Annotated in this window: 20 protein-coding genes; 16 read left to right on the top strand and 4 right to left on the bottom strand. The window is 65.5% G+C overall.

Annotated elements, in window-relative coordinates; translation table 11 throughout:
* Window positions 1-29: 29 nt before the first annotated feature.
* From ABGX75_RS13975 to ABGX75_RS13945, 7 genes are all read left to right on the top strand, one after another.
* Entirely contained in the window at window positions 30-1,163 is a 1,134-nt protein-coding gene (locus tag ABGX75_RS13975; RefSeq protein ID WP_035414812.1) for a TAXI family TRAP transporter solute-binding subunit, read from the top strand.
* Between the two features lie 52 nt (window positions 1,164-1,215).
* Window positions 1,216-1,713, top strand: a complete 498-nt coding sequence (locus ABGX75_RS13970; protein WP_347411051.1) for a DUF1850 domain-containing protein — start codon at window positions 1,216-1,218, stop codon at window positions 1,711-1,713.
* Between the two features lie 29 nt (window positions 1,714-1,742).
* A complete protein-coding gene (locus tag ABGX75_RS13965) occupies window positions 1,743-3,917 on the top strand; it encodes a TRAP transporter permease (RefSeq protein ID WP_011505696.1) in 2,175 nt (724 codons plus the stop codon).
* Between the two features lie 90 nt (window positions 3,918-4,007).
* On the top strand, window positions 4,008-4,544 hold the full coding sequence (locus ABGX75_RS13960) for an XRE family transcriptional regulator (RefSeq protein WP_347411050.1): 537 nt from the start codon (window positions 4,008-4,010) through the stop codon (window positions 4,542-4,544).
* Window positions 4,541-5,269, top strand: coding sequence for an AzlC family ABC transporter permease (locus tag ABGX75_RS13955; protein WP_011505698.1), 729 nt, complete (start codon window positions 4,541-4,543; stop codon window positions 5,267-5,269). Before ABGX75_RS13960 ends, ABGX75_RS13955 begins: the two co-directional genes overlap by 4 nt.
* Window positions 5,266-5,592: an AzlD domain-containing protein gene (locus ABGX75_RS13950; protein WP_035414804.1), complete on the top strand. Its 327-nt coding sequence runs from the start codon at window positions 5,266-5,268 to the stop codon at window positions 5,590-5,592. The genes ABGX75_RS13955 and ABGX75_RS13950 overlap by 4 nt, the downstream gene beginning before the upstream one ends.
* Window positions 5,593-5,601: 9 nt before the next feature.
* Window positions 5,602-6,324: an AraC family transcriptional regulator gene (locus ABGX75_RS13945; protein ID WP_244846464.1), complete on the top strand. Its 723-nt coding sequence runs from the start codon at window positions 5,602-5,604 to the stop codon at window positions 6,322-6,324.
* Here the strand turns inward: ABGX75_RS13945 and ABGX75_RS13940 are convergent.
* A complete protein-coding gene (locus ABGX75_RS13940) occupies window positions 6,321-7,250 on the bottom strand; it encodes an AEC family transporter (RefSeq protein WP_011505701.1) in 930 nt (309 codons plus the stop codon). The two genes, ABGX75_RS13945 and ABGX75_RS13940, sit on opposite strands and share 4 nt — an antisense overlap.
* Before the next feature lie 300 nt (window positions 7,251-7,550).
* On the opposite strand from ABGX75_RS13940, the gene ABGX75_RS13935 reads away from it, so the two are divergent.
* The 4 genes from ABGX75_RS13935 to sodC all read left to right on the top strand — a co-directional run bounded on the left by ABGX75_RS13935 (window position 7,551) and on the right by sodC (window position 11,093).
* Entirely contained in the window at window positions 7,551-8,447 is an 897-nt protein-coding gene (locus tag ABGX75_RS13935) for an EamA family transporter (protein ID WP_011505702.1), read from the top strand.
* A gap of 58 nt (window positions 8,448-8,505) precedes the next feature.
* Window positions 8,506-9,489, top strand: coding sequence for a cation diffusion facilitator family transporter (locus tag ABGX75_RS13930; protein WP_347411049.1), 984 nt, complete (start codon window positions 8,506-8,508; stop codon window positions 9,487-9,489).
* Window positions 9,490-9,641: 152 nt separating this feature from the next.
* Window positions 9,642-10,490, top strand: a complete 849-nt coding sequence (metF, locus tag ABGX75_RS13925) for a methylenetetrahydrofolate reductase [NAD(P)H] (RefSeq protein ID WP_347411048.1) — start codon at window positions 9,642-9,644, stop codon at window positions 10,488-10,490.
* Window positions 10,491-10,562: 72 nt separating this feature from the next.
* Complete coding sequence (gene sodC, locus ABGX75_RS13920) at window positions 10,563-11,093, top strand: superoxide dismutase family protein (protein WP_035414801.1); 531 nt, start codon at window positions 10,563-10,565, stop codon at window positions 11,091-11,093.
* Between the two features lie 83 nt (window positions 11,094-11,176).
* On the opposite strand, the gene ABGX75_RS13915 is transcribed toward sodC, so the two are convergent.
* Together ABGX75_RS13915 and prlC are read right to left on the bottom strand one after the other, a co-directional pair.
* Entirely contained in the window at window positions 11,177-11,437 is a 261-nt protein-coding gene (locus tag ABGX75_RS13915) for a YheV family putative zinc ribbon protein (protein WP_011505706.1), read from the bottom strand.
* Window positions 11,438-11,503: 66 nt separating this feature from the next.
* Window positions 11,504-13,555 (bottom strand): oligopeptidase A, encoded by a 2,052-nt coding sequence (prlC, locus tag ABGX75_RS13910; protein ID WP_347411047.1) that lies wholly within the window; start codon window positions 13,553-13,555, stop codon window positions 11,504-11,506.
* Between the two features lie 154 nt (window positions 13,556-13,709).
* On the opposite strand from prlC, the gene ABGX75_RS13905 reads away from it, so the two are divergent.
* The 3 genes from ABGX75_RS13905 (at window position 13,710) to ABGX75_RS13895 (ending at window position 16,449) form a co-directional block, all read left to right on the top strand.
* Complete coding sequence (locus ABGX75_RS13905; protein WP_011505708.1) at window positions 13,710-15,050, top strand: sodium-dependent transporter; 1,341 nt, start codon at window positions 13,710-13,712, stop codon at window positions 15,048-15,050.
* Between the two features lie 61 nt (window positions 15,051-15,111).
* On the top strand, window positions 15,112-15,651 hold the full coding sequence (locus ABGX75_RS13900) for a gamma carbonic anhydrase family protein (RefSeq protein WP_011505709.1): 540 nt from the start codon (window positions 15,112-15,114) through the stop codon (window positions 15,649-15,651).
* A 120-nt stretch (window positions 15,652-15,771) separates the two neighbouring features.
* On the top strand, window positions 15,772-16,449 hold the full coding sequence (locus ABGX75_RS13895) for a metal-dependent hydrolase (protein WP_011505710.1): 678 nt from the start codon (window positions 15,772-15,774) through the stop codon (window positions 16,447-16,449).
* A gap of 21 nt (window positions 16,450-16,470) precedes the next feature.
* Here ABGX75_RS13895 and ABGX75_RS13890 read toward each other — a convergent pair whose 3' ends face one another.
* Complete coding sequence (locus ABGX75_RS13890) at window positions 16,471-17,256, bottom strand: GntR family transcriptional regulator (protein ID WP_110060798.1); 786 nt, start codon at window positions 17,254-17,256, stop codon at window positions 16,471-16,473.
* 337 nt (window positions 17,257-17,593) lie between these two features.
* Here ABGX75_RS13890 and lldD point away from each other — a divergent pair, with 337 nt between their 5' ends.
* The gene (gene lldD, locus ABGX75_RS13885) at window positions 17,594-18,772 is read left to right on the top strand and encodes an FMN-dependent L-lactate dehydrogenase LldD (protein ID WP_011505712.1); all 1,179 of its coding nucleotides are present in this window, start codon (window positions 17,594-17,596) and stop codon (window positions 18,770-18,772) included.
* A gap of 117 nt (window positions 18,773-18,889) precedes the next feature.
* Window positions 18,890-21,775: an FAD-binding and (Fe-S)-binding domain-containing protein gene (locus ABGX75_RS13880; protein ID WP_347411046.1), complete on the top strand. Its 2,886-nt coding sequence runs from the start codon at window positions 18,890-18,892 to the stop codon at window positions 21,773-21,775.
* The last annotated feature ends 366 nt before the right edge of the window (window positions 21,776-22,141 follow it).

Genomic DNA, 22,141 nt, shown 5'->3' with positions numbered 1-22,141 from the left:
TTTCGTGGACAACCAAGGGATGATTGGCTATGGCGACTCGTACTTTGATGCTGGCGGCCGCGCTGGGGCTGTCCGGTGCCTTGCTGGCCGGTTGCGGCGACGACAGCGGCGATGCCGACGAGACGACGCAGAACGGTGAGACGACCTCCCAGGAACAGGCGTCCGAGGGGAATGGCGGCAACGGCAATGGCGAGAGCGGCGAAGACGGCACGCAGACTGCAAGCGCCGATGCGGTCAGCCTGATCTTCGGCACCGGCGGTACCGGCGGTACCTATTATCCCATCGGCGGCGCGCTCAAGAGCGTCTTCGAGGCCAGTGATCTGGTCGATGATGTGCAGGTCGTCTCGACCGGGGCGTCCGTGCAGAACATCAACAACATCACCGACGGCCTCAACCAGGTCGCCATCGTGATGAGCGACGTCGCCTATGACGCCGTGAACGGCGAAAACCAGTTCGACGGGCAGCCGGCCGATATCCAGGCGCTGGCAGGGCTCTACCCCAACGTGGTACAGGTCGTGGCCACCGAGGATAGCGGGATCGAGAGCATCTCCGACCTCGCGGGCAAGCGCGTCGGTGTCGGCAAGGTCGGTTCCGGGGTCGAGCAAAGCGCGGCCAAGGTCATCGAGTCCGCGGGGCTCAGCTACGACGACCTGGCCCAGGTCAGCCACACCGGCTATGCCGATAGCGTGACCGGCATGAGCAACGGCAACCTGGATGCGGCCTTCTTTACTTCCGGGGTGCCCAACTCGAGCATCACCGGGCTGATGCAGAGCACCGATATCACCTTCGTGCCGGTCACCGGCGAGGTGGCGGACAAGCTGCTCGAGGCCTATCCGTACTACGAGACCTACACGTTGCCGGCGGGCGCTCCCGAGCGCTACGACCTCGATGCGGAAGTCGATACCGTGGCGATCCGCAACATGCTGATCGTCGGCAGCGACATGCGGGATGACGTCGCCGAGGAACTGACCGCGCGCTTCTACGATTACCTCAATTCCGAGAACGTCTCCGTGGGCGCGCTCAAGCAGTTCGATCCCGAGACCATGAACCAGAACCTGGTGGCGCCGGTACATCCCGGGGCACAGGCGTTCTACGACACCCTCTCCGAAGACGATGCGTCGAGCGATGGCGAGGATGCGGACAGCGCCGGCACCGGGTCTTAACCTGCCCTCGTTCGGCGTATGGCCGTCTTGCAAGGCATGAGTGGCCATACGCATGAGACGTAAGACAGGCTGGATAGCACTCGCCGTGGCGACCGTAATGGTCGCCACGCTTGCTTATCCATTGCCTTGGCTCGTGGTGCGCGACGGTGCCCAGTGGCGGTATGCCTTTCCGGGGTGGGAAGGCACGCGCTTTACGCTGCGCTGGATGCACTCGGTCGAGAAGGAAGACTGGGAAGAGTGGTTCGAGGTGACCGGCGATGGCGCCATCGAAATCACCGGTACCCGCTTCAAGACCTTCGGCGCGGGCGTGCCGGCCTCGGCGGGCAAGGAGACCCATCTCGAGGATGGCTGGGTCGTGATGACGGGGATCGACCGCGTTGTCGACCCGCTCGCCGTCCAGGCTGCCGCCGCCGAGCGCTATCGCATGCGTTACGCCGGCCACACGTTCGCGCTGGCGCATGACGAGCCCCCACCGATATTGACGTTCAGCATTCTCAGGGCGCCCCTGTGGCAGGCATTGCCGGCCTTGGTGCGTCCCTGGTTGTCGTAATCTCCCGCAAGACGGGAACGAGGGTCATCATGTCCGATGAGAAATACGCGCAGGCCGCCGAAGGGGATGACAAGGCGGTCAAGGAAGCGCTGGAAAAGTTCGATCGCGAGAGCCTGGTGCGCGACGCCTTGCCCGGTTTCGTGCTCAAGTTCGTTACCGTGGTGGCGGTGGTGCTGGCGGTGTTCCACCTGTACACGTCGTTTTCCGGCCCGCTGGTCGACGTGGCGCAGCGCAGCATCCACCTCTACACCCTGCTGGGGCTGACGTTCATCCTCTATCCCCTGACCCGCAAGGGCGCGCGCGACCGTGTGCCGTGGGGTGACGCCATCCTCGCGGTGCTGGCATTCGGTGTCGGCGTCTACATGCTGGTGGTTTCCGAGCGCGTCATCGCCTCGGCGGGGCGGATCAACGACATCGACATGCTGGTGGGCTTCTTGGCCATCCTGCTGGTGCTCGACGCCACCCGGCGCGCGACCGGCTGGGGGCTGACCCTGCTGGCGACGATCTTTCTGGTGTATGGGTTCTACGCCAAGCTGTCGTTCTATCCACAGCTGAATGAAACGATCATCATGGCAACCGGCCGCCAGGTGATGTCGCACCTGGTGTTCATCACCGAAGGCCTGCTGGGCACCGCCATCGGGGTATCGGCCAGCTATATCATTCTGTTCATCCTGTTCGGCGCCTTCCTGGGCAAGTCGGGGCTGGGGCAGCTGTTCAATGACCTGGCGCTTGCCGTGGCAGGACATACCCGCGGCGGGCCGGCCAAGGTGGCGGTCATCGCCAGCGGCTTTCTGGGGTCGATCAATGGTTCGGCGATCGCCAATGTCGTGACCACCGGCGCGTTCACCATTCCGTTGATGAAGCGTACCGGCTACAAGCCGAATTTCGCGGGGGCCGTCGAGGCCTCGGCCAGTGTCGGGGGGCAGATCCTGCCGCCGATCATGGGGGCGGCGGCCTTCATCATGGCGGAGGTGCTGTCGGTGCCCTACACCCAGGTGATCCTGGCCGGCATCATCCCGGCGCTGCTCTTCTACCTCGGGGTCCTGTTCCAGGTGCATCTGCGCGCCCTGCGCAACGGGCTGGAGGGCATTCCGCGTTCCGAACTGACGCCGCTCAAGGCCGTCATGCTCAAGCGGGGCCACCTGCTGGTGCCGATGGTGGTACTGCTGTGGCTGCTCTTCGACGGTCGCGCCCCGTTCTTCGCGGCATTCTGGTCGATCGCCGCGACCGTGCTGATCTGCGGGACGCGTCGTGTCACCCTGGGGGTCAGCGCGATTCTGGCGCTGCTGATCTTCGAGCCGCAATGGCGCGCCTTGCTCGAGGGATATGCCCAGCCCGACATGACGGCAAGCCGCTGGGCATTGTTCGTGATCATCGCCGTGCCGGTGGCGATCAATGCCTTGCGTGCCAAGCTCGGCCTGGTGGCGGAGAAAATGGACATCGCCGATTGCCGCGATGCGATGCACGATGGCGTGCGCAATGCCATTCCCGTGGCCGTGGCCTGCGGCGCGGTGGGCATCATCGTGGGGATCGCCACGCTCACCGGCATCGCCCTGGAAGCCGCCGACGCGGTGGTGGCGCTGGGACAGCAGATTCCCATTCCGATGCTGCAGCTGCTGGTGACCCTGTTCCTGACCATGATCGCGTCCATCGTGCTGGGCATGGGGCTGCCGAGCATCCCGACCTATATCATCACCAGCACCATGGCGGCGCCGATCCTGCTCAACCTGCCGCTGTTCCGCGAGCTGGCGGGCAGCAACGAGACGGCGATCTTCGTGGCGCACATGTTCGTGTTCTATTTCGGGCTGTTCGCCAATCTGACCCCGCCGGTGGCCCTGGCTGCCTATGCCGGTGCCGGCATCAGTGGCGGCTCGCCCAATGCCACGGGCTTCCAGGCCATGAAGCTGGCCATCGCCGGGTTCGTGGTGCCCTACATGTTCGTGTTCGCGCACAGCATGCTGATGATCGACGCCACGCTGGCCAACATCCTGTGGGTCGTCGTCACCGGCGTGGTCGGGGTATTGCTGCTGGCCGTGGCGGTGGAGGGCTACCTGCGTCGTCCTCTCAATCCCTTCTGGCGCCTGCTGGCGGCGGCCGGGGCCTTGACGCTGATCTACCCCGGCTTGATCAGCGACGTCATTGGTGCGGTCATCGCGCTGGGACTCTTCCTGCTGGCCAAGCAGGAAACGCCCAAGGTGGCGTGATCGGGCAGGCAAGGGCGCCTTCGGGCGCCCTTGTTTTTTGATCTGTCGTTCGTTAAAAAGAACGAAACCGTTCTTTTCAATGGATGCCGCATGCCATCACCGACTCCCGTCATCGTCGCCAACCTGCGCCGTCTCCGCGAGGCGCGCGGTTACTCGCTGAGCGCGCTGGCCGAACGAGCGGCGATCAGCAAGTCGACGCTCTCGCAGCTCGAGGCCGGTCGCGGCAATCCCACCATCGAAACGCTCTGGACCCTGGCCAATACGCTGGGGGTGACGTTCAGCGAGCTGCTGGCCGAGAAAACAGGCGGTGTGACGGTCGGCGAGCCCGGTGGCGGGCAGGTGCAGGTCGTGGCCCGGGGACGGCAATCGCCGCGGGTCGAGGTGTATCTCATGCAGCTCGCGTCGGGCGAAATCAAGCATTCGCGAGGCCATCCGCGTGGCGTGCGCGAGCGCGTCATGGTGGTGGAGGGAACACTGCGCGTGGGCACGCCCCGGGCGCTGGCCGTGTGCCGCGCGGGCGAACAGCATGAGTTCGACGCGGATCTCGACCATCGCTACGAAGCCTTGCTGGGCGCAACGCAGGCGATGGTGACGATTCTCTATCCGCAGCAGTGGGAGGACGCATGAGCGATGATGCGGTAGCGGTCTCGGCGTGGCGGTCGGGCCGGCGCGGCCTGCGTGACAGCGTGTCGCTGGCGGTGGGGTATGCGCCGATCGCGTTTTCGTTCGGGGTGATCAGCGTGCAGGCGGGACTGTCGCCGTGGCAGGCGGTGGCGATTTCGTTGCTGGTCTTCGCCGGCGCCAGCCAGTTCGTGATGGTGGCGATGATGGCCGCGGGCAGCGGCGGACTCACGGTATTGTCGGCCGTGGTGATGATGAATCTGCGCCACCTGTTCTACGGACCGGCACTGGCCACGCGGCTGACCTCGATGCCGCGCCGCCTGGCGCCCTGGCTGGCCTTCGGGCTGACCGACGAGGTCTTCGCGACGGCGATGGCGAAAGGAGCGTCCCGGCCCCTCTCCCCCGCCTGGTGTCTCGGGCTTGCCGCGGGCGCTTATCTGGCCTGGGTCGGCGGTACGGCACTGGGAGCCGGTGTCGGGGCGGGGTGGGCAAGCGATGGCGGCTACGTGGCGCAGGCGCTCGACTTCGTGCTCCCGGCGTTGTTTCTGGCCTTGCTGGCGCAGGCGTGGCGTCGTGCGCGATGGCCGGTGGTGGCGGTGGCCGCCGGCGCTACGCTGCTGGGAATGGTGTGGTGGCCGGGGCATGTCGCCATGCTGGTCGGCATGCTGGCGGGAGCCGCGGTGGGCAGCCGTCGACCTCGCCCCGCATGCTCCGAGGAGGCGACGACATGACATGGTGGAGCATCGTGGTCGCGGCGGGCCTGGGCACCTTCTTGATACGGTATCTGCCGCTGCTCTCCGGAACGCGCCTGGCGCGTGGCGAGGGCTGGCTGAGCCGCTTTCTCGGAGCGCTGGGGCTTGCCGCCATTGCGGCGTTGATCGTCCTCTCGATGAGCGACCTGTGGTGGCAGGCGCCGCACTGGCGCGGCGGGGTGCGCCTGGCGCTGGGCGCGGCGGCGGTGTTGCTGGTGCAGCGTTTGACGCCTAACGTGGGGCTGGCCACGTTGGTGGGCGCCGGCGTCTATGGGGCGGCCGGCGGGTTCCTGGCCGAGTGAGGGAATGCCATGACGGAAGAGGGCGGCATGCCGCGCGTGGAGGTGCGCGAATATCCGGATCGCGTCTTGACCGATCGTCACGGGTTCCATCAGTGGCTGATCGGGCTCGAGGGCGTCGTCGAGCTGGAAGCCGGCGGCGAAGGGGCGCACGTGGAGCCCGGGCAATGGGTCGCCATTCCCAGCGGCAGCGAGCATCACTATCTGGCGCCGGGACGCAACCGCACCCTGGTGCTGGATCTGCCCGTGGCCTGGTGCGAGGCGGCCGGACTGGCCGATATCGCGCCGCGTCGCCTGCCGCCTGCGGCGCTGGGCGGGGGCGAGATGCTCCTCGAGGCGCGTCCCGACCAGTTGGCGGCCCGTCTGCATGCGCTGCTCGCGCAAGGCCGGACGCGGCATGCCTCGCCACGCCTGCGGCTGCTGCACCTGTTGCCGGCAGTCGAGGCCGACCTGGCGTATCCCTGGCGGATACGCGACTGGGCGGCGCGCTGTCACATGACGGAGGCCGCCTTCGCACGCCGTTTCCGGCATTTGACCGGGGTCGCCCCGCACGCCTGGTTGACCGCGCGGCGTCTTCAACGTGCCTGTGAGCTGATGCGCGACCCCCGGCTGACGCTCACCGAGATTGCACAAGCCTGCGGGTTTCACGATAGCGCACACTTCGCACACGCCTTTCGGGCCCACCACGCATGCTCGCCGCGCCAGTGGCGGCAACGTCAGCCGTCCAGTGTCTAGTCGAGGCCCGCGAGTCGCCACAGCATGTCGAGGTAGGGCGGAATCACCAGCGGCGCGGCCACGGTCGTCACGAGAACGGCGATCGCGCCCTTGGCGGGCCGCATGTCGAGCTCCATGGCGATCACCACGACATTGGCCGCCATGGGCACCACCCCCAGCAACAGCAGCACGCCGGTCATCGTCGTCGAGAGCCCTGTCGTCGCCTGCAGGCCGAGCACCAGGCCGAGCATCACCAGCGGCCACATCACGTAGCGCGCGGCGATGCTGGCGGCGAGAAAGCGGGCATCGAACTCGCGCAGCGAGACACCGCCGAGGGTCATGCCGATGATCATCATGCCGAGCACGGTATAGCTGGCACGAAAGTAGTCGAGCCCTTCGATCACCGCACCAGGCACCGACCATGGCAGGTGATGGGCGCCGAGTGCTGCCAGAAAGGCGTAGACCAGTGGCAGACGCACGATCTTGCCAAGGCTCTGGCGTACCGAGAATCGGCCCCGTGCGCTGATGTAGAAGCCCACGGTGAACTCGAAGAGCGTGATGCCGAGCAGGCAGAACAGATAGGCGGCGACGCCCTCGGGCGGCAGCAGCACCATGGCCAGCGGCAGCCCGAAATAACCGGTGTTGCCGGTACCCGCGGAGAACGCCAGCAGGGCGGCCTCCTGCGGAGCGAACCCACGCCGCGCCACGGCATGAGTCACCAGGCACAGCAGACTGGCCAGCACGAACATGCCGGCCGTCAGACCGAGCAAGGCCGGCGAAGGCTCGCCCAGATAAAGCCCGCGAAAGAAGGTCAGCGGTGCGATGAGATAGATCAGCAGCGTGGCGATGGGGCGCGGGTCGATGGCCAGCCGGCGCGTGCAGAGCCAGCCCAGTGCCACGAAGATCAGCAGCATCCACAGCGGTTGGGAAAGGTCGACGTGAGACATGCGGCATTCCTGATGATGAGCGACCATGATGCCCGTTATGCGCCTTGTTGGGCAGACCTGGAAAAAGGGAGGGCCGCTGCCTCATCGGTGTTTTTTCAGCCACGGGGCTTCGCGAGGGCGCTGTGCCCCCGTTCCTGGACACCAGGTTTGCCATCCATGGCCAGAAACCTTCGCTTTGCCCTGTCCCTGATGCGCTGGCAATGCACCCAATGCGGACGTCCTCGGGTCAGGATTCGACAAGTTTGCGGGCCGCGCGCATGGCAGGCTGAGCGCTCGTTCGTATCTGCAAGGGGAGTCGACATGTCACTCGAGGAGTCCGCGTCTCGCCGTGCCACCTGGATCGGTGCCACCACGGTACTCAATTGGGCATTGCTGGCGGCGTTGACGCAATTGGCGGGGCCGGTGCCGCCGTTTCTGCTCACCGCGCTGGCTTTCGGTCTGGCCTTCCTGTGCTTCGTGGTGTGGCTGCGCGTGCGCGGCGAGTCGCTGCGCGCGCCCCTGCGCCAGCCGCCGCGCGTCTGGGCGCTGGGCGTGGGCGGGCTGTTCGGTTATCACGCGCTGTACTTCGTGGCCCAGCAGAACGCGCCTCCGGCCAACGCGGGGCTGATCAGCTACCTGTGGCCGCTGTTGATCGTGCTGTTCGTGGCGTTGCTGCCGGGCGAGCATCTGCGCGTGCGCCATATCGTGGGGGCGTTGCTGGGCTTTGTGGGCGCGGCCTTGCTGGTGGGCGGCGATGTCAGCGCCTCGGGCAGCACCCTGGGCTATGTCGCTGCCTTTGCCTGTGCCTTCCTGTGGAGCGGCTATTCGGTGCTGTCGCGTGCCACTCGTGCGGTTCCCACGGCGGCCGTGGGTGGATTCTGCCTGGTGACGGCCGTGCTGGCGGGGCTGTGCCACTGGTGGTTCGAGCCCACGCGGTGGCCGCAGGGCATCGGCTGGCTGGGGGTGATCGGTCTGGGCCTCGGCCCGGTGGGAAGCGCATTCTTCACCTGGGACGTGGGCGTCAAGCACGGCGACCTTCGCCTGCTGGGGCTGCTGGCGTATTTCACGCCATTGCTCTCGACGCTGGTGCTGATCGCGGCCGGCTATGCCACCGCGACCCTGTGGCTGGTGCTGGCCGCCGGCCTGATCACGCTGGGCATGCTGATCGGCAGTGGCTGGTTGCGTGCGCCGCGGCGTATCACGGTCTCCGACGATTGACCCTGAAGTCCACTCCAGACATTACACTGGAGAAAAGTCACCGAGAGGCATGACGCCAATGGGACATTCGTCTTCCGGTCACGATCATGCGCCGCATGATCACGACCACGACCACGACCACGACCACGACCATCACCACGAGCACGCGCCGACGGTCACCGCCGACAGCGCCAAGCGCGTCAAGCTCGCCATGTACCTGACCGCCGGCTTCATGCTCGCGGAAGCGATCGGTGGGTGGATCTCGGGCTCGCTGGCGTTGCTGGCCGATGCCGGGCACATGTTCAGCGACAGCTTTTCATTGGGGCTGGCGTTGTTCGCCTTCTACATGGGCGACAAGGCGCCGGACAAGCGGCGTACCTTTGGCTACCAGCGTTTTCAGGTGCTGGCGGCCTTCATCAACGGGCTGACGTTGCTGGGGATTGCGGTGTGGATCCTGATCGCCGCCGTCCAGCGCTTCTTTCAGCCGGTGGAGGTCATGGCTGCCCCGATGCTGGCCATCGCGGTGCTGGGGCTGCTGGTCAATGTGGTGGTCTTCAGGATCCTGCATGGCGGCGACCATGAGAATCTCAACCTGCGCGGGGCGTTGCTGCACGTCATGGGCGACCTGCTGGGCTCGGTGGCGGCCATCGTGGCCGCGCTGGTCATCATGGCGACCGGATGGATGCCGATCGACCCGTTGCTGTCGATGCTGGCGGCGGCGTTGATTCTGCGCGGCGCCTGGAAGATCGTTCGGCGTTCGGGCCACACCCTGCTCGAAGGCACCCCCGAGGGGATCGATGTCGACGGGATTCGCGCGGCCCTGGAGGACATCGAGGGCGTGGTGAGCGTGCATGATCTTCATGTCTGGGGGCTGACGCCGCAGGATCCGCTGCTCAGCCTGCATCTGGTGGTGCGCGATGACATGTCGCATGCGGTGATGCTCAAGGCCGCCTATGCACGCCTGCACGAGCGTTTCGGGATCAGCCACGCGACCCTGCAGGTCGAGGGTGAGGCGTGCCTGACCGGTGGCGATTGCCAGGTCACGTCGACCACGCACCCCTGAGCGGGGCGGTATACGTGTGCGCTATGATCCGGATTAATGCCAAGCCGAGAAACTTTCATTGGTCAGCGCGGGTGGGGCACGGCAGAATGCGCGGCATCCATTAGTCACGTGACCCGATGCCGGTCGCGCCATGTCACGAAGAGGGTTGTACGATGAGCACTCGCGAGCATCCGCTGGGCGTCAGCTTCGAATTCTTTCCACCCAGCACCGAGGCGGGACGGGAAAAGCTGAAAGGCGTGCGCGACACGCTGGCCGAGCGGCGTCCGCGTTTCTTTTCGGTGACCTACGGCGCTGGTGGCTCGACGCAGGCACGCACCTTCGAGACCGTGCAGACGGTGCGCCAGTGCGGCATCGACACCGCGCCGCACCTGTCCTGCATCGGCAGCGACAAGGGCGAGTTGCGCGAGCGCCTGGCGAGTTTTCGCGAGGCGGGCATCGACAGCCTGGTGGCGTTGCGCGGCGACTTGCCTTCCGGCATGGGGGGGATGGGCGAGCTGCGCTATGCCAACGAGCTGGTCGAGTTCATCCGCGAGGAAACCGGTGACCATTTCCAGATCGCGGTCGCGGCCTATCCCGAAGCCCACCCCCAGGCCCCCAGCTACGAGCACGACCTGCAGAACTTCGTGCGCAAGATGCAGGCCGGGGCCGATCTGGCCATCACCCAGTATTTCTTCAGCGCCGACGCCTACTTCCACTTCGTCGAGCGTGCCCGGGCACTGGGCGTCGAGGCGCCGATCGTGCCGGGCATCATGCCGATCACCAATTACACCAAGCTGGCGCGCTTTTCCGACGCGTGCGGCGCGGACATTCCCCGCTGGATCCGCAAGCAGCTGGAGGCCTACGGCGATGACAGCGAGAGCATCCAGGCGTTCGGCAGCGAGGTCGTTACGCGCCTCTGCCAGCGGTTGCTCGATGGCGGTGCGCCGGGGCTGCACTTCTATACACTGAACCAGGCGACGCCGGCGCTGCGGGTGCTCGACAACCTGCGCTGCGATACCTGAGTCATGGCGCCGTTCGCGGCTGTCGTCTAGCCTGACACACGTAGACGTCTCACTCATGGACAGGAGAAAGGCATGCTACGTATCTCGCAGATGGCACTCGGCCTCGGTGGCGCCTTGCTGATGCTGGGCAGTGCCCAGGCAGCGCAACACGACATCGAGCTGCATCAGGTCAATGCGCAAGGCACCGGCGACAGCGTCGGCAGCGTCACGCTCGAGGATACCGACTACGGCCTGCTGTTGACCCCGGATCTGTCAGGTCTCGAACCCGGCATGCACGGGTTCCACGTGCACATGAACCCGAGCTGCCAGCCTTCGGAGCAGGACGGGGAAACGGTGCCGGGCGGTGCTGCCGGCGGCCACTACGATCCCGAGGACACCGGCACGCACCAGGGCCCTTACGGCGACGGGCATCTCGGAGATCTGCCGGTCTTGATGGTCGACGACGACGGCAATGCCACGACTCCGGTGCTGGCGCCACGCCTGGAAGCATCCGATCTCCAGGGCCGTGCGCTGATGGTGCACGCCGGCGGTGACAATTACAGCGATGAACCCAAGCTGGGTGGCGGCGGCAAGCGTGTCGCCTGCGGCACCTGGTCCCAGTGAAGGCACCTCGGTAATGGCGCAACGCGAAAAGGCTCCCGATCGGGAGCCTTTTTCATTCCATGACGGTGCCGCGCGGCTCGGCGTCAGTGCGTCTTGCCGTCACTCGGGTCGATCAGTCGAACGGTCTGGATGTCGTCCGAGGTGTCTTCCTCGCGCGGCTGATTGACGCGTGTGGGCAGGTCCGTGGCGAACCCGTTTTCGTCGATGGCCAGCTGTTCCAGATAATCGCAGGAGACGCATTCGCGGTAGCGAATGCCGTTCTGCTCCCAGGCACGGATGCGGTCCATGGCCGCGCAACGCGGGCAGATGGCGCCGGCGATGAAACGCTTGGGGGTAGCCGTCATCACGCACTCCTCTTGAAACGGCGACCGGGCGTGCGGCCCGGTCGAAAGTTGGGCTCGAACGCGCCGTCAGGCCGCCTCGGCGCTCTCGATGCCGGAATGGCGCAGTAGCGGTTCGATGCTCGGTGCACGTCCCCGAAAGGCTTCGAACAAGGCGGCGGCGTCGCGCGAACCGCCCCGTTCGAGAATTTCCTGACGGAAGCGCTGGCCCGTCGCCGTGTCGAAGATGCCGGCTTCCTCGAAGGCGCTGTAGGCATCCGCCGAGAGGACTTCGGCCCATTTGTAGCTGTAATAGCCTGCGGCATAACCGCCGGCGAAGATATGGCCGAAGCCGTTCTGGAAACGGTTGAAGTCGACGCGCGGCGTGACGGATGTCTTGTCGCGCACGTCGTCGAGCAGGGCCTGGACCTCGTCGGCACTGGGCGCCTGGCTTTCATGATGCAGGCGGAAGTCGAACAGGGACAGTTCGAGCTGGCGCATCATGCCCATGGCTGACTGGAAGTTGCGTGCGGCCTGCAGCTTGTCGAGCAGGGCGTCAGGCAGTTTTTCGCCGGTATCCACATGGGCGGCGATCATGTCCAGCCCCTCGCGCTCCCAGCAGAAGTTTTCCATGAACTGGCTGGGCAGCTCGACGGCATCCCAGGCGACGCCATTGATGCCGGAGACATCGGCGACGGTCTGCCGCGTCAGCATGTGGTGCAGGCCATGCCCGAACTCGTGGAAGAGCGTCAGCACCTCGTCGTGCGTGAGCAGGGCGGGCTTGCCGCCCACGGGGCGCGTGAAGTTGCAGGTCAGGTAGGCGACGGGCAGCTGCAGGCTGCCGTCCTCGCGGGTGCGCCGCACACGGCATTCGTCCATCCAGGCACCGCCACGCTTGCCTTCGCGGGCATACAGGTCGAGGTAGAAGCCGGCGATGGGCGTATCACCGTCGAGGATCTCGAAGTAGCGCACGTCCGGGTGATAGCGCGGCACGTCGTCACGTTCGGCGAAATCGATGCCGTACAGCGTGCCGGTAACCTGGAACAGTCCCTCGATCACCCTGGGGGCCGGGAAGTAGGGGCGCAGCTGTTCCTGGGAGATGGCATAGCGTGCCTCGCGCAGTTTCTCGCTGGCATAGCCGATATCCCACGGCTTCAGCGTCTCGAGTCCCAGCGATTCGCGGGCGAAGGCCTCCAGCTCGTTGAATTCGCGCTGGGCCTGGGGGTGCGCACGATCGGCCAGGTCACCGAGGAAGCCCAGTACCTGCTGGGGCGAGTCGGCCATCTTGGTGGCCAGCGAATAGTCGGCATAGGTGTCGAAGCCGAGCAGCTCGGCCAGTTCGCGACGCAGACGCAGCGTTTCCTCGATGATCGGGGCGTTGTCGAAACGCCCGGCGTGCGGGCCCTTGTCCGAGGCACGGGTCACGAAGGCGGTATAGACTTCTTCACGCAGCGCGCGGTCGTCGGCGAAGGAGAGCACCGGGTAGAAGCTGGGGAAGTCGAGCGTGATGCGGTAACCGTCGACGCCCTTGGCCTCGGCATTGGCCTTGAGCGTGGCCAGGGCGCTGTCGGGCAGGCCCCCAAGGCGCGTGTCGTCGGTCAGGTCGAGGTGCCATGCCTGGGTGGCGTCGAGCACATGATTGGAGAACGTGTTGGCCAGTTCCGACAGGCGCGCTTGAATCTCGCCATAGCGGCGTTTCCGGTCCTCGGGAAGATCGACACCGGCGAGACGGAAATCGCGCAGGGTATTGTCGATGGAGCGCTGCTGGCCCTCCTCGAGACGTGCGTATTCGTCGCTTTCCTTGAGGCGCGTGAAGGCCTCGAACAGTCCCTGGTGCTGGCCGAGCCAGGTGCTGTAGTCGGACAGCATGGCGAGACAGGCCTGATATGCCTCGCGCAGCGCCTCGTTGTTCATGGTGGAATTGAGGTGCGACACGGGCGACCAGGCTTGGGAGAGCCGGTCGTTGAGGGCCTCCAACGGTGCGGCGAGGCTTTCCCAACTGATCTGCGACTGCTGGGCGAGGGCCTCGATGTCACGGCGATTCTCCGCCAGGAGCTGCTCGATGGCCGGCACCACATGCTCGGGCTGGATGTCATCGAACGGCGGCAGGACATGCGATTCGAGCAAGGGGTTGCGTGACATGGGCACCTCGATATGAACGTGTGAATGAAGCATAGGTGGGGGTGGCCCCGGCTGCTTTCAATGTTGCGGCAATTGGCCGCCATCCCCGCGCCTGCTAGGCTTGGCGCTTTCGGCGCGGGTGCGCCATGAGTCGTGCGACGAAGGATACAACGCCATGAGTGAAACGCTGGAACGCTGGGGGTCGCGACGTGCCTTCATTCTCGCGGTGACCGGGGCGGCCGTGGGGCTGGGCAACATCTGGCGCTTTCCCTACATGACGGGCGAAAACGGCGGAGCGGCCTTCTTGCTGCTGTACGTGGCGTTCGTGATGGTGCTGGGGCTGCCGATCATGATGGCCGAGATCCTGGTGGGGCGTGCCGGTCGTCGCGGGCCGATGCAATCGTTGGCGCACCTGGCGCGTCACGCGGGCGTGTCGCCGCATTGGCGCTGGCTGGGGCTGTTCGGCGCCATAACGGTGTTCTTCATCCTGTCGTTCTATTCGGTGGTCTCGGGGTGGTCGATCGAGTATCTGATCGAGTCGGTCAACGGCAACTTCAGTGGCCGGACGCCGGCTGAAATCGGGGCCAGTTTCGAGGCCTTCCTCGCCGACCCGCTGCGCATGACGTTCAATCACACGCTCTTCATGCTGCTGACCATGTCGGTGGTCGCGGCGGGCATTTCCGGTGGCCTGGAGCGACTCAACAACCTGTTGATGCCGCTTCTTTACATCCTGCTGGTGGTATTGGCCGGTTATGCCGTGACGACCGATGGCTTCGGCACCGCCATGACATGGCTGTTCGCGCCCGACCTCGATGCCATCACCCTGAGCGTGGTGCTCAATGCCATGGGACATGCATTCTTCACCCTGGCGGTGGGCGCCTGCGCGTTGATGGCCTATGGCGCCTACATGCCCGACCATCAGAGCCTGCCACGTGCAGTGATGGCGGTGGCCGTGCTGGATATCACCGTGGCGCTGCTGGCGGGGATCGCGATCTTCTCGGTGGTCTTCTCGCAGGGCATGGATCCCGGCGAGGGGCCGGGGTTGATGTTCGTGACTCTGCCGATCGCCTTTTCCGACCTGCCGGGCGGGTCGTTATGGCTGGGCGTCTTCTTCCTGCTGTTGCTGCTGGCGACCTGGACCTCGTCGATCAACCTGGCCGAGCCGATGGTGGCGATCTTCACCGATGCCGGCCTCAAGCGGGGCAAGGCGACGGCGCTGATCGGCACCCTGGTCTGGATGGTCGGCTTGCTGTCGGTGTTTTCGTTCTCGACCCTGTCGGAGGTGACATGGGTTGCGGGCATGAACTTCTTCGAGCTGGTGACCACGGTGCCGCCCGAGATTTTCCTGCCCATCGGCGGCTTGCTGATCGCGATCTTCGCCGCCTGGGTCATGCCGGCCAGCGAAGCGATGCGAGCGCTGGATGCCGGGCCCGGCGGTTTCCGGTTATGGCGCGGCGTGGTGCGCTACGTGTCGATTCCACTGCTGGTGATCGTACTGCTCTCGGCGCTTTGGTGAGGGGAGCCGCCGCAAGGCATGCCACCCTATTGGCAACGACAACAGGACAAGGAGACAGCTGATGACACTGCGGACGTTTCAGGGAATGACGCCGCGCCTGGGCGCACGGGTCTACCTCGACCCCGCCTGCGTGGTGCTGGGCGACGTTACCCTGGGGGACGACTGTTCGGTATGGCCGATGACCGTGATTCGCGGCGACATGCACCGCATCCGCATCGGTGCGCGCTGCAGCATCCAGGATGGCAGCGTGCTGCACATCACCCATGCCAGCGACTATAACCCCGAGGGCTATCCGCTGACGCTCGGTGACGACGTGACGGTGGGTCACAAGGCGCTGCTGCATGGGTGCACCATCGGCAGTCGGGTACTGGTGGGCATGGGCGCCACGGTCATGGATGGCGTGGTCGTCGAGGATGAGGTGATCATCGCCGCCGGAGCCGTGGTGACACCGGGCAAGCGCCTGGAAAGCGGGCACGTCTATGCCGGGAACCCTGCGAAGCCGCTGCGCGCGCTCAAGGAGGGCGAGCGCGCGTTCTTCACGTATACGGCGGGCAATTACGTCAAGCTCAAGGACGACTACTTGGCCCAGCCTTCCGTGTAACGCTGCCGGCATGGCCTGCGCGGTCCGTCTTTTCTCGTTCAACGCATTGTTTTGTCTCGTCGCGAAGCCGCATAATCTGGTTTTTCATCCAGTATTGTCGAGGGGCGTTTCGGGCGGGCCATGGCCAACTTTCGTACACATTTCGGCGTTGCCCTGGGCGGCGGCGCGCTGGCGGCCTATGCGGGATGGCAGGCGAGCCTGTGGAGTCTCAACGAAGGCTGGCCGCTGGCGGTGCTGACGGCGTTTGGCGGGATCCTGCCCGACATCGACTCCGACCACTCGCATGCCATCCGCCTGATCTTCACGCTGCTGGCGGTCCTGGCGGTGATCGCCGGGGCGCTATGGCTGCAATCGCGCCTGGCGCCGGGGCCGTTGGTCATGGCCTGCGGCGGGCTGTACGTCGGCGTACGCTACCTCGCCGGCGCCATCTTCAAGCGGTTCACCGTGCACCGGGGCGTCTGGCACTCGCTGCTCGCGAGTCTGCTGTGCGGCATGGGCACGGCGGCGATGAGCTTTCATCTGCTGGCTCAGCCGGCGCCGATGGCCTGGGCGCAGGGCATGGCGCTGAGCCTGGGCGCGGTGATTCACCTCTTGCTCGACGAGCTGTACAGCGTCGACCTGGTCGGCTCGCGGCTCAAGCGTTCCTTCGGCACCGCCTTCAAGCTGTTCGACTACCGCGAACCCGGCAATGCCGTGCTGATGCTTCTGCTGGGGGTCGCCCTCGCGCCCTGGCTGCCGCCCTGGACCACGCTGTGGGAGCTGGTAGGGCGTGGCGTGGCCTTGTGGCCCTCGCCGTGACGACTCGCTGACGGGTACGATTCATGCCCGGGGTTCGGGAAGCCCCTGGGAGCGACGCTGCGCACGCTGGGCGCGCGTTTCGGCGCGCTCGAGCTCCAGCAGCCCCTCCTCGACGAAGATCAGGTGTTCGTGGGCACGTGTCCGGGCCTCGTCGGCGTGGCCGGCGATGATGCTGTCGTAGAGGGCGCGGTGTTGGTCCATGAGGCGGTCGCGAGAATCGGGCTTCTCGAACAGGTGGGCCAGGTTGGCGACGATGCTCTTTTCCAGCAGGTGAAACAGGCCGCGCATGGTGTGCAGGAGCAGGACGTTATGGCCTGCCTCGGCGATGGCCAGGTGAAAGGCCGCGTCGGCACGTGCCTCGCGCATCGGGTCGCTGGCACGGTCGGGATGCCGGTAGCTTTCCTCCAGGGCCTCGAAGCGGGTTTTCAACATGGCCTTGTCGGCCGGCGTGGCGCGCAGGGCGGCATAGTAGGCGGCGATGCCTTCCAGTGCGTCGCGAAACTCGAGCAGGTCGAGATTGAACTCGCCGTGGCGGGCGAGCATTTCCAGCAGCGGATCGCTGTAACTGTTGTTGAGTTGCTCGGACACGAAGGTGCCGCCGCCCTGGCGGCTGGTCAGCAGGCCGCGCGCCGCGAGCTTCTGGATGGCCTCGCGCAGGGAGGGGCGCGACACGCCGAAATGCTCGGCCAGTTCACGCTCGGGGGGCAGTTTCTCCCCCGGCTTGAGGCTGCCTTCGAGGAGCATGGCTTCGAGCCGTTCGGTGATGACATCGGCGAGGCGAGGTTGTCTGACGCGTTGATAGGCCATGGGACGCTGCTCGTTGCTGGGCGTAGGATCGCCAGTGTAGTGATCGTCTGATAAATGGTATTACCAATTTTACGCGATTGCACGCGCTGCCCCAAGCCTCCTGCGAATGGGCATGGAGTCTCGCTGATGCAGAGCCAGCAGGGCATTTGCGGAAGCAAGTGACTAAAGTATGAGCCGGTTTCGCCGTCTGCCGCTGTTCGCGAGTTGACCTTGCCAATGACCGGCCATAAAGTTGATCCGATGTATATTGTAAATTGGTAATACCAATATCGCCGAGGCTAGAGATGTTGCCGCGGCGATCGCTCATCGCCAGCGCCTCATTTGCACAGGGTTCGTCATGATCATTTCCGCTTCCACGGACTACCGTCACGCCGCCAAGCGACGCCTTCCGCCCTTTCTCTTTCACTATGCCGACGGGGGCGCCTACGCCGAGCATACGCTGCGTCGCAATGTCGAGGATCTTGCCGGTATCGCGTTGCGTCAACGCGTATTGAAGGACATGTCCCATTTGTCCCTGGAGACCGAGCTGTTCGGCGAACCTCTGGCCATGCCCGTCGCCCTGGCCCCCGTGGGGCTGGCCGGCATGTATGCCCGGCGCGGCGAGGTGCAGGCGGCGCGCGCCGCGGCCTCGAAAGGCATCCCGTTCACGCTGTCGACGGTGTCGGTGTGTCCCATCGCTGAGGTGGCCTCGGCCATCGAGCGGCCTCTCTGGTTCCAGCTCTATGTACTGCGGGACAGGGGCTTCATGAAGCATGTGCTGGAGCGTGCCAAGGCCGCCGGCGTCAAGACGCTCGTCTTCACGGTCGACATGCCGGTGCCCGGCGCGCGCTATCGCGATGCGCACTCCGGCATGAGCGGCAAGCACGGGGGCCTTCGGCGCATGCTGCAGGCCGTGACGCATCCGTCCTGGGCCTGGGACGTGGGGCTTCACGGCCGGCCGCACGATCTGGGCAACGTGTCCGATTATCGCGGCCAGCCGACGGAGCTCGAAGACTACATTGCCTGGCTCGGCAACAACTTCGATCCTTCCATTTCCTGGAAGGATCTGGAATGGATCCGCGAGTTCTGGGACGGGCCGATGATCATCAAGGGCATTCTCGACCCCGAGGATGCCCGTGATGCGGTGCGCTTCGGCGCGGATGGCATCGTCGTGTCCAATCACGGCGGCCGTCAGCTCGACGGTGTGCCCTCCACCGCGCGTGCCCTGCCGGCGATCGCCGATGCGGTCAAGGGCGACCTGGCCATCCTGGCCGATTCCGGCGTGCGCAATGGGCTCGATGTCGTGCGGATGATCGCCATGGGGGCTGATACTATATTGTTGGGGCGTGCCTATATCTATGCGCTGGCCACCGCCGGCGAGGCGGGCGTTGCCCACCTGCTCGAGCTGTTCGAGAAGGAGATGCGGGTCGCGATGACGCTCACCGGCGCGCGCTCCATCGCCGAGCTGGGTTCGGATTCGCTGGTCACCGGGTCTGCGGCGGCGTCGATCGAACGCACGCTTTCGCCGAGCCTGTAATGATCGCGGCTCGGGTGCCGTCGTCGCGCGAGCGCCTGGGCCGCCGAGACAAGGGCGCAACGGGGTGGCGGTCGATGCCCCGGTCTTGCTTTCGCTGTCGACCGATCGGGACTCATGATGAAAAAGCCTTACGAAGAGCTGCACGAGGCACTGCGCGGGATCCTGCCCGCCGAGCGCCTGATTGACGACCCGCTGCGATTGCTCGCCTATGGCACCGATGCCAGCTTCTATCGATTGATCCCGCAACTGGTCGTCCGCCCCGACAGCGAAGAAGAACTGATGGGCGTGCTCGCCGAGTGCCGGCGTCGGTGCCTGCCGGTGACGTTTCGCACGGCGGGGACGTCGCTTTCCGGGCAGGCGGTGACCGACTCGGTGCTCGTTCAGTTGAATCAGGGGTGGCGCGATTACCGCATCCTCGACGCGGGACGGGCGATCCGCCTGCAACCCGGCATCATCGGGGCCCGCGCCAACCAGTTGCTGGCCCCTTACGGGCGCAAGATCGGTCCCGACCCCGCATCGATCAACAGTTGCATGATCGGAGGGATCGCCGCCAACAATGCCTCGGGCATGTGCTGCGGCACGGCACAGAACAGTTATCGCACGCTGCGTGACATTCGCGTCATTCTCGCCGACGGCACGCTGCTCGATACCGCGGATGCGGATAGCCGGGCGGCATTTCGCGACTCGCATGCCGCGCTGCTCGAGGCATTGGAGCGGCTGGGGCGAGAGACCCGGGAAAACGCGCCGCTGGCCGAGCGCATTCGTCACAAGTACCGGCTCAAGAACACCACCGGCTACGCGCTCAATAGTCTGGTCGATTTCGAGGATGGCTTCGATATTCTCGCCCACCTGATGATCGGCTCCGAGGGAACGCTCGGCTTCATCAGTGCCATTACCTACGACACCGTGGCGGATGCGCCTCTGAAAACGGCGGCGCTGGCCTTCTTCCCCGACATGGCCACGGCGTGTCGAGCCACGCTCGCGCTCAAGTCGGCGCCGGTGTCGGCGGTCGAATTGATGGATCGAGCGGCCTTGCGCTCGGTGGAGGGGAGTCCAGGCATGCCGGAGCGCCTCAAGACGCTGCCCGCCGCTGCCACGGCACTGCTCATCGATGTGCGTGCCGAGGACGAGGCGACGCTGACACAGCAGATGTCGGCGGTGCACGCGGCGCTCGAGGGCATCAAGACATTGGAGCCGCTGGGCTTCACGCGCGATCCCGAGGAGTACGCGCGGTACTGGAAAGTGCGCAAGGGACTGTTTCCTGCCGTGGGCGCGGTGCGTGACGTGGGAACCACGGTCATCATCGAGGATGTCGCCTTCCCGATAGAATGTCTCGAGGCCGGGGTGGCGGCGTTGACCGAGGCATTCCGGCGCCATGGCTACGAGGGCGCCATCCTGTTCGGGCATGCGCTGGAAGGCAATTTGCACTTCGTCTTTCCCCAGGGCTTCGAGACGCCGGCCGAGATACAGCGATATGCCGCATTGATGGAGGACGTCGCGACCCTGGTGGCCGACGAGTATGGCGGTTCGCTCAAGGCGGAGCACGGGACGGGGCGCAACATGGCGCCGTATGTCGAGCGTGAGTGGGGCGCCGAGGCGTATGCGTTGATGTGGCGTATCAAGGCGCTCTTCGACGCGGATAATGTACTCAACCCCGATGTCGTGTTGAGTCGCGATCCCGAGCAGCATATCCACAACCTCAAGCCGCTGCCTGCCGCCGATCCCATTGTGGACAAGTGCATCGAATGCGGCTTCTGCGAGCCGGTATGTCCGTCGCGGGAGCTGACCCTGACACCACGTCAGCGCATCGTGATTCAACGCGAAATGGCGCGGCTCGAAGCCTCCGGTGGGCAGGAGGACGCATCGCGCCTGGCGACGCTTCGCGACGCCTACCAATATCAGGGCATCGATACGTGTGCGGCGGATGGCCTGTGCGCCACGCAGTGCCCGGTCGGGATCAATACCGGGGACCTCGTGCGTGAATGGCGGCACCGGCAGGTCGCCGAACACGGTGCCGCGGCGCACCTCATCGGCCGCCACTTTTCAGGGACCACGCGACTGGGACGGGGCGGACTGCGCGTCCTCGACCTGACCCATGGCGTGCTGGGGACACGCTTGATGGGAGCGTTGTCGAAAGGGGCGCGACACCTGAGCGGGGCACGTTTACCGCAATGGTCGCCGAGTCTTCCCGGGCCGGCACCGGTGCGCATCTTGGAGCGCCGTGCCGGCAAGCCGCCCGTCGGCCGGGGCGACAAGGTCGTCTATCTGCCTGCCTGTGCCACACGCGTCTTCGGTACCTCGCGCCAGGATGCGCAAGCCCGGGCCGTGACCCGGACCACGTTGGCGCTGCTGGAAAAGGCCGGTTTCGAGGTCGTCATGCCGGCGATGATCGGCCACCTGTGCTGTGGCATGGCGTTTCAGTCCCGGGGGCAGTTCGCCGAGGCGGATCACAAGGCGCGCGAGCTCAACCGTGAGCTGTTGCTGGCCTCTCAGAATGGGCGCTATCCGGTGTTGTGCGATACCAGCCCGTGCACGCAGCGCATGCGTGAGCGGCTGGATAAGCGGCTGCAGATACAAGAGCCCGTTGCGTTCGCGCACGACCACCTGTTGCCGCGCCTGTCGATCACGCCGAAGCGGGCGCGTATTGCGTTGCACATCACTTGCTCGAGCACCTGCATGGGACTGGATGACAAGTTTCTCGCCCTGGCCAAACGTTGCGCCGACGACGTCGTGGTGCCTCCGGACATCACGTGCTGCGGGTTTGCCGGCGACAAAGGGTTCACGGTGCCGGAGTTGAACGCGTCGGCACTACGGGGGCTGGCCGATGCCGTGCGTGGCTGCGAGGCGGGGTACTCCAACTCGCGTACCTGCGAGATGGGGCTGAGCCAGCATGCCGGCATTCCCTACCGCTCGATTCTCGATCTGCTTCATGACGTCAGCCGCCCCCTGGAGGCGACAAGCCCGCAGGCACAGGTTGATGTCGGACGTGTGACAAGCGAGTGATCTCGAGGCATTATTTTTGTCTCGCCCCCTTGCGTTCACGGCGGCGGATCCGTAAAGTACGCATCCGCTGCCGGCGACGGACCTCGTGGCCAGCGGTGGAAGAGGTTCGCAAGTGACTGACTTGCTTGAGATTTTCAGGTTCGCTCCGAACGATCTCGCTTGACAGTCGCGCCGGTTTCGGTAAAATGCGCATCTCTCGAGTCGCCACTCATCGCGCGGATGTTCGGACGCGGTGACGGATTGTCCCGACAGGCATTTTGCCTTGACAATCACGGCGGTATCGGTAGAATACGCCTTCCTCGTTAGGCGCTTTGGCGAAAACGAGATGCTCTTTAACAAGTCGATCAGGTAATTCATGTGGGCGCT

The sequence above is a fragment of the Chromohalobacter sp. genome (assembly GCF_039830575.1).
Classification (GTDB): domain Bacteria; phylum Pseudomonadota; class Gammaproteobacteria; order Pseudomonadales; family Halomonadaceae; genus Chromohalobacter; species Chromohalobacter israelensis.
The sequence above is the reverse complement of the archived record's forward strand: the minus strand, read 5'-3'. Positions and strand labels throughout refer to the sequence as shown.

Excerpts from the sequence above, each read along its gene's own strand:
- ABGX75_RS13945 (WP_244846464.1), top strand. The coding sequence starts at position 5,602 with ATGACGGAAGAGGGCGGCATGCCGCGCGTGGAGGTGCGCGAATATCCG.
- ABGX75_RS13905 (WP_011505708.1), top strand. The coding sequence starts at position 13,710 with ATGAGTGAAACGCTGGAACGCTGGGGGTCGCGACGTGCCTTCATTCTC.
- sodC (WP_035414801.1), top strand. The coding sequence starts at position 10,563 with ATGCTACGTATCTCGCAGATGGCACTCGGCCTCGGTGGCGCCTTGCTG.
- metF (WP_347411048.1), top strand. The coding sequence starts at position 9,642 with ATGAGCACTCGCGAGCATCCGCTGGGCGTCAGCTTCGAATTCTTTCCA.
- ABGX75_RS13915 (WP_011505706.1), bottom strand. The coding sequence starts at position 11,437 with ATGACGGCTACCCCCAAGCGTTTCATCGCCGGCGCCATCTGCCCGCGT.
- ABGX75_RS13960 (WP_347411050.1), top strand. The coding sequence starts at position 4,008 with ATGCCATCACCGACTCCCGTCATCGTCGCCAACCTGCGCCGTCTCCGC.
- ABGX75_RS13895 (WP_011505710.1), top strand. The coding sequence starts at position 15,772 with ATGGCCAACTTTCGTACACATTTCGGCGTTGCCCTGGGCGGCGGCGCG.
- lldD (WP_011505712.1), top strand. The coding sequence starts at position 17,594 with ATGATCATTTCCGCTTCCACGGACTACCGTCACGCCGCCAAGCGACGC.
- ABGX75_RS13890 (WP_110060798.1), bottom strand. The coding sequence starts at position 17,256 with ATGGCCTATCAACGCGTCAGACAACCTCGCCTCGCCGATGTCATCACC.
- prlC (WP_347411047.1), bottom strand. The coding sequence starts at position 13,555 with ATGTCACGCAACCCCTTGCTCGAATCGCATGTCCTGCCGCCGTTCGAT.
- ABGX75_RS13930 (WP_347411049.1), top strand. The coding sequence starts at position 8,506 with ATGGGACATTCGTCTTCCGGTCACGATCATGCGCCGCATGATCACGAC.
- ABGX75_RS13900 (WP_011505709.1), top strand. The coding sequence starts at position 15,112 with ATGACACTGCGGACGTTTCAGGGAATGACGCCGCGCCTGGGCGCACGG.
- ABGX75_RS13965 (WP_011505696.1), top strand. The coding sequence starts at position 1,743 with ATGTCCGATGAGAAATACGCGCAGGCCGCCGAAGGGGATGACAAGGCG.
- ABGX75_RS13880 (WP_347411046.1), top strand. The coding sequence starts at position 18,890 with ATGAAAAAGCCTTACGAAGAGCTGCACGAGGCACTGCGCGGGATCCTG.
- ABGX75_RS13955 (WP_011505698.1), top strand. The coding sequence starts at position 4,541 with ATGAGCGATGATGCGGTAGCGGTCTCGGCGTGGCGGTCGGGCCGGCGC.
- ABGX75_RS13935 (WP_011505702.1), top strand. The coding sequence starts at position 7,551 with ATGTCACTCGAGGAGTCCGCGTCTCGCCGTGCCACCTGGATCGGTGCC.
- ABGX75_RS13970 (WP_347411051.1), top strand. The coding sequence starts at position 1,216 with ATGAGACGTAAGACAGGCTGGATAGCACTCGCCGTGGCGACCGTAATG.
- ABGX75_RS13950 (WP_035414804.1), top strand. The coding sequence starts at position 5,266 with ATGACATGGTGGAGCATCGTGGTCGCGGCGGGCCTGGGCACCTTCTTG.
- ABGX75_RS13975 (WP_035414812.1), top strand. The coding sequence starts at position 30 with ATGGCGACTCGTACTTTGATGCTGGCGGCCGCGCTGGGGCTGTCCGGT.
- ABGX75_RS13940 (WP_011505701.1), bottom strand. The coding sequence starts at position 7,250 with ATGTCTCACGTCGACCTTTCCCAACCGCTGTGGATGCTGCTGATCTTC.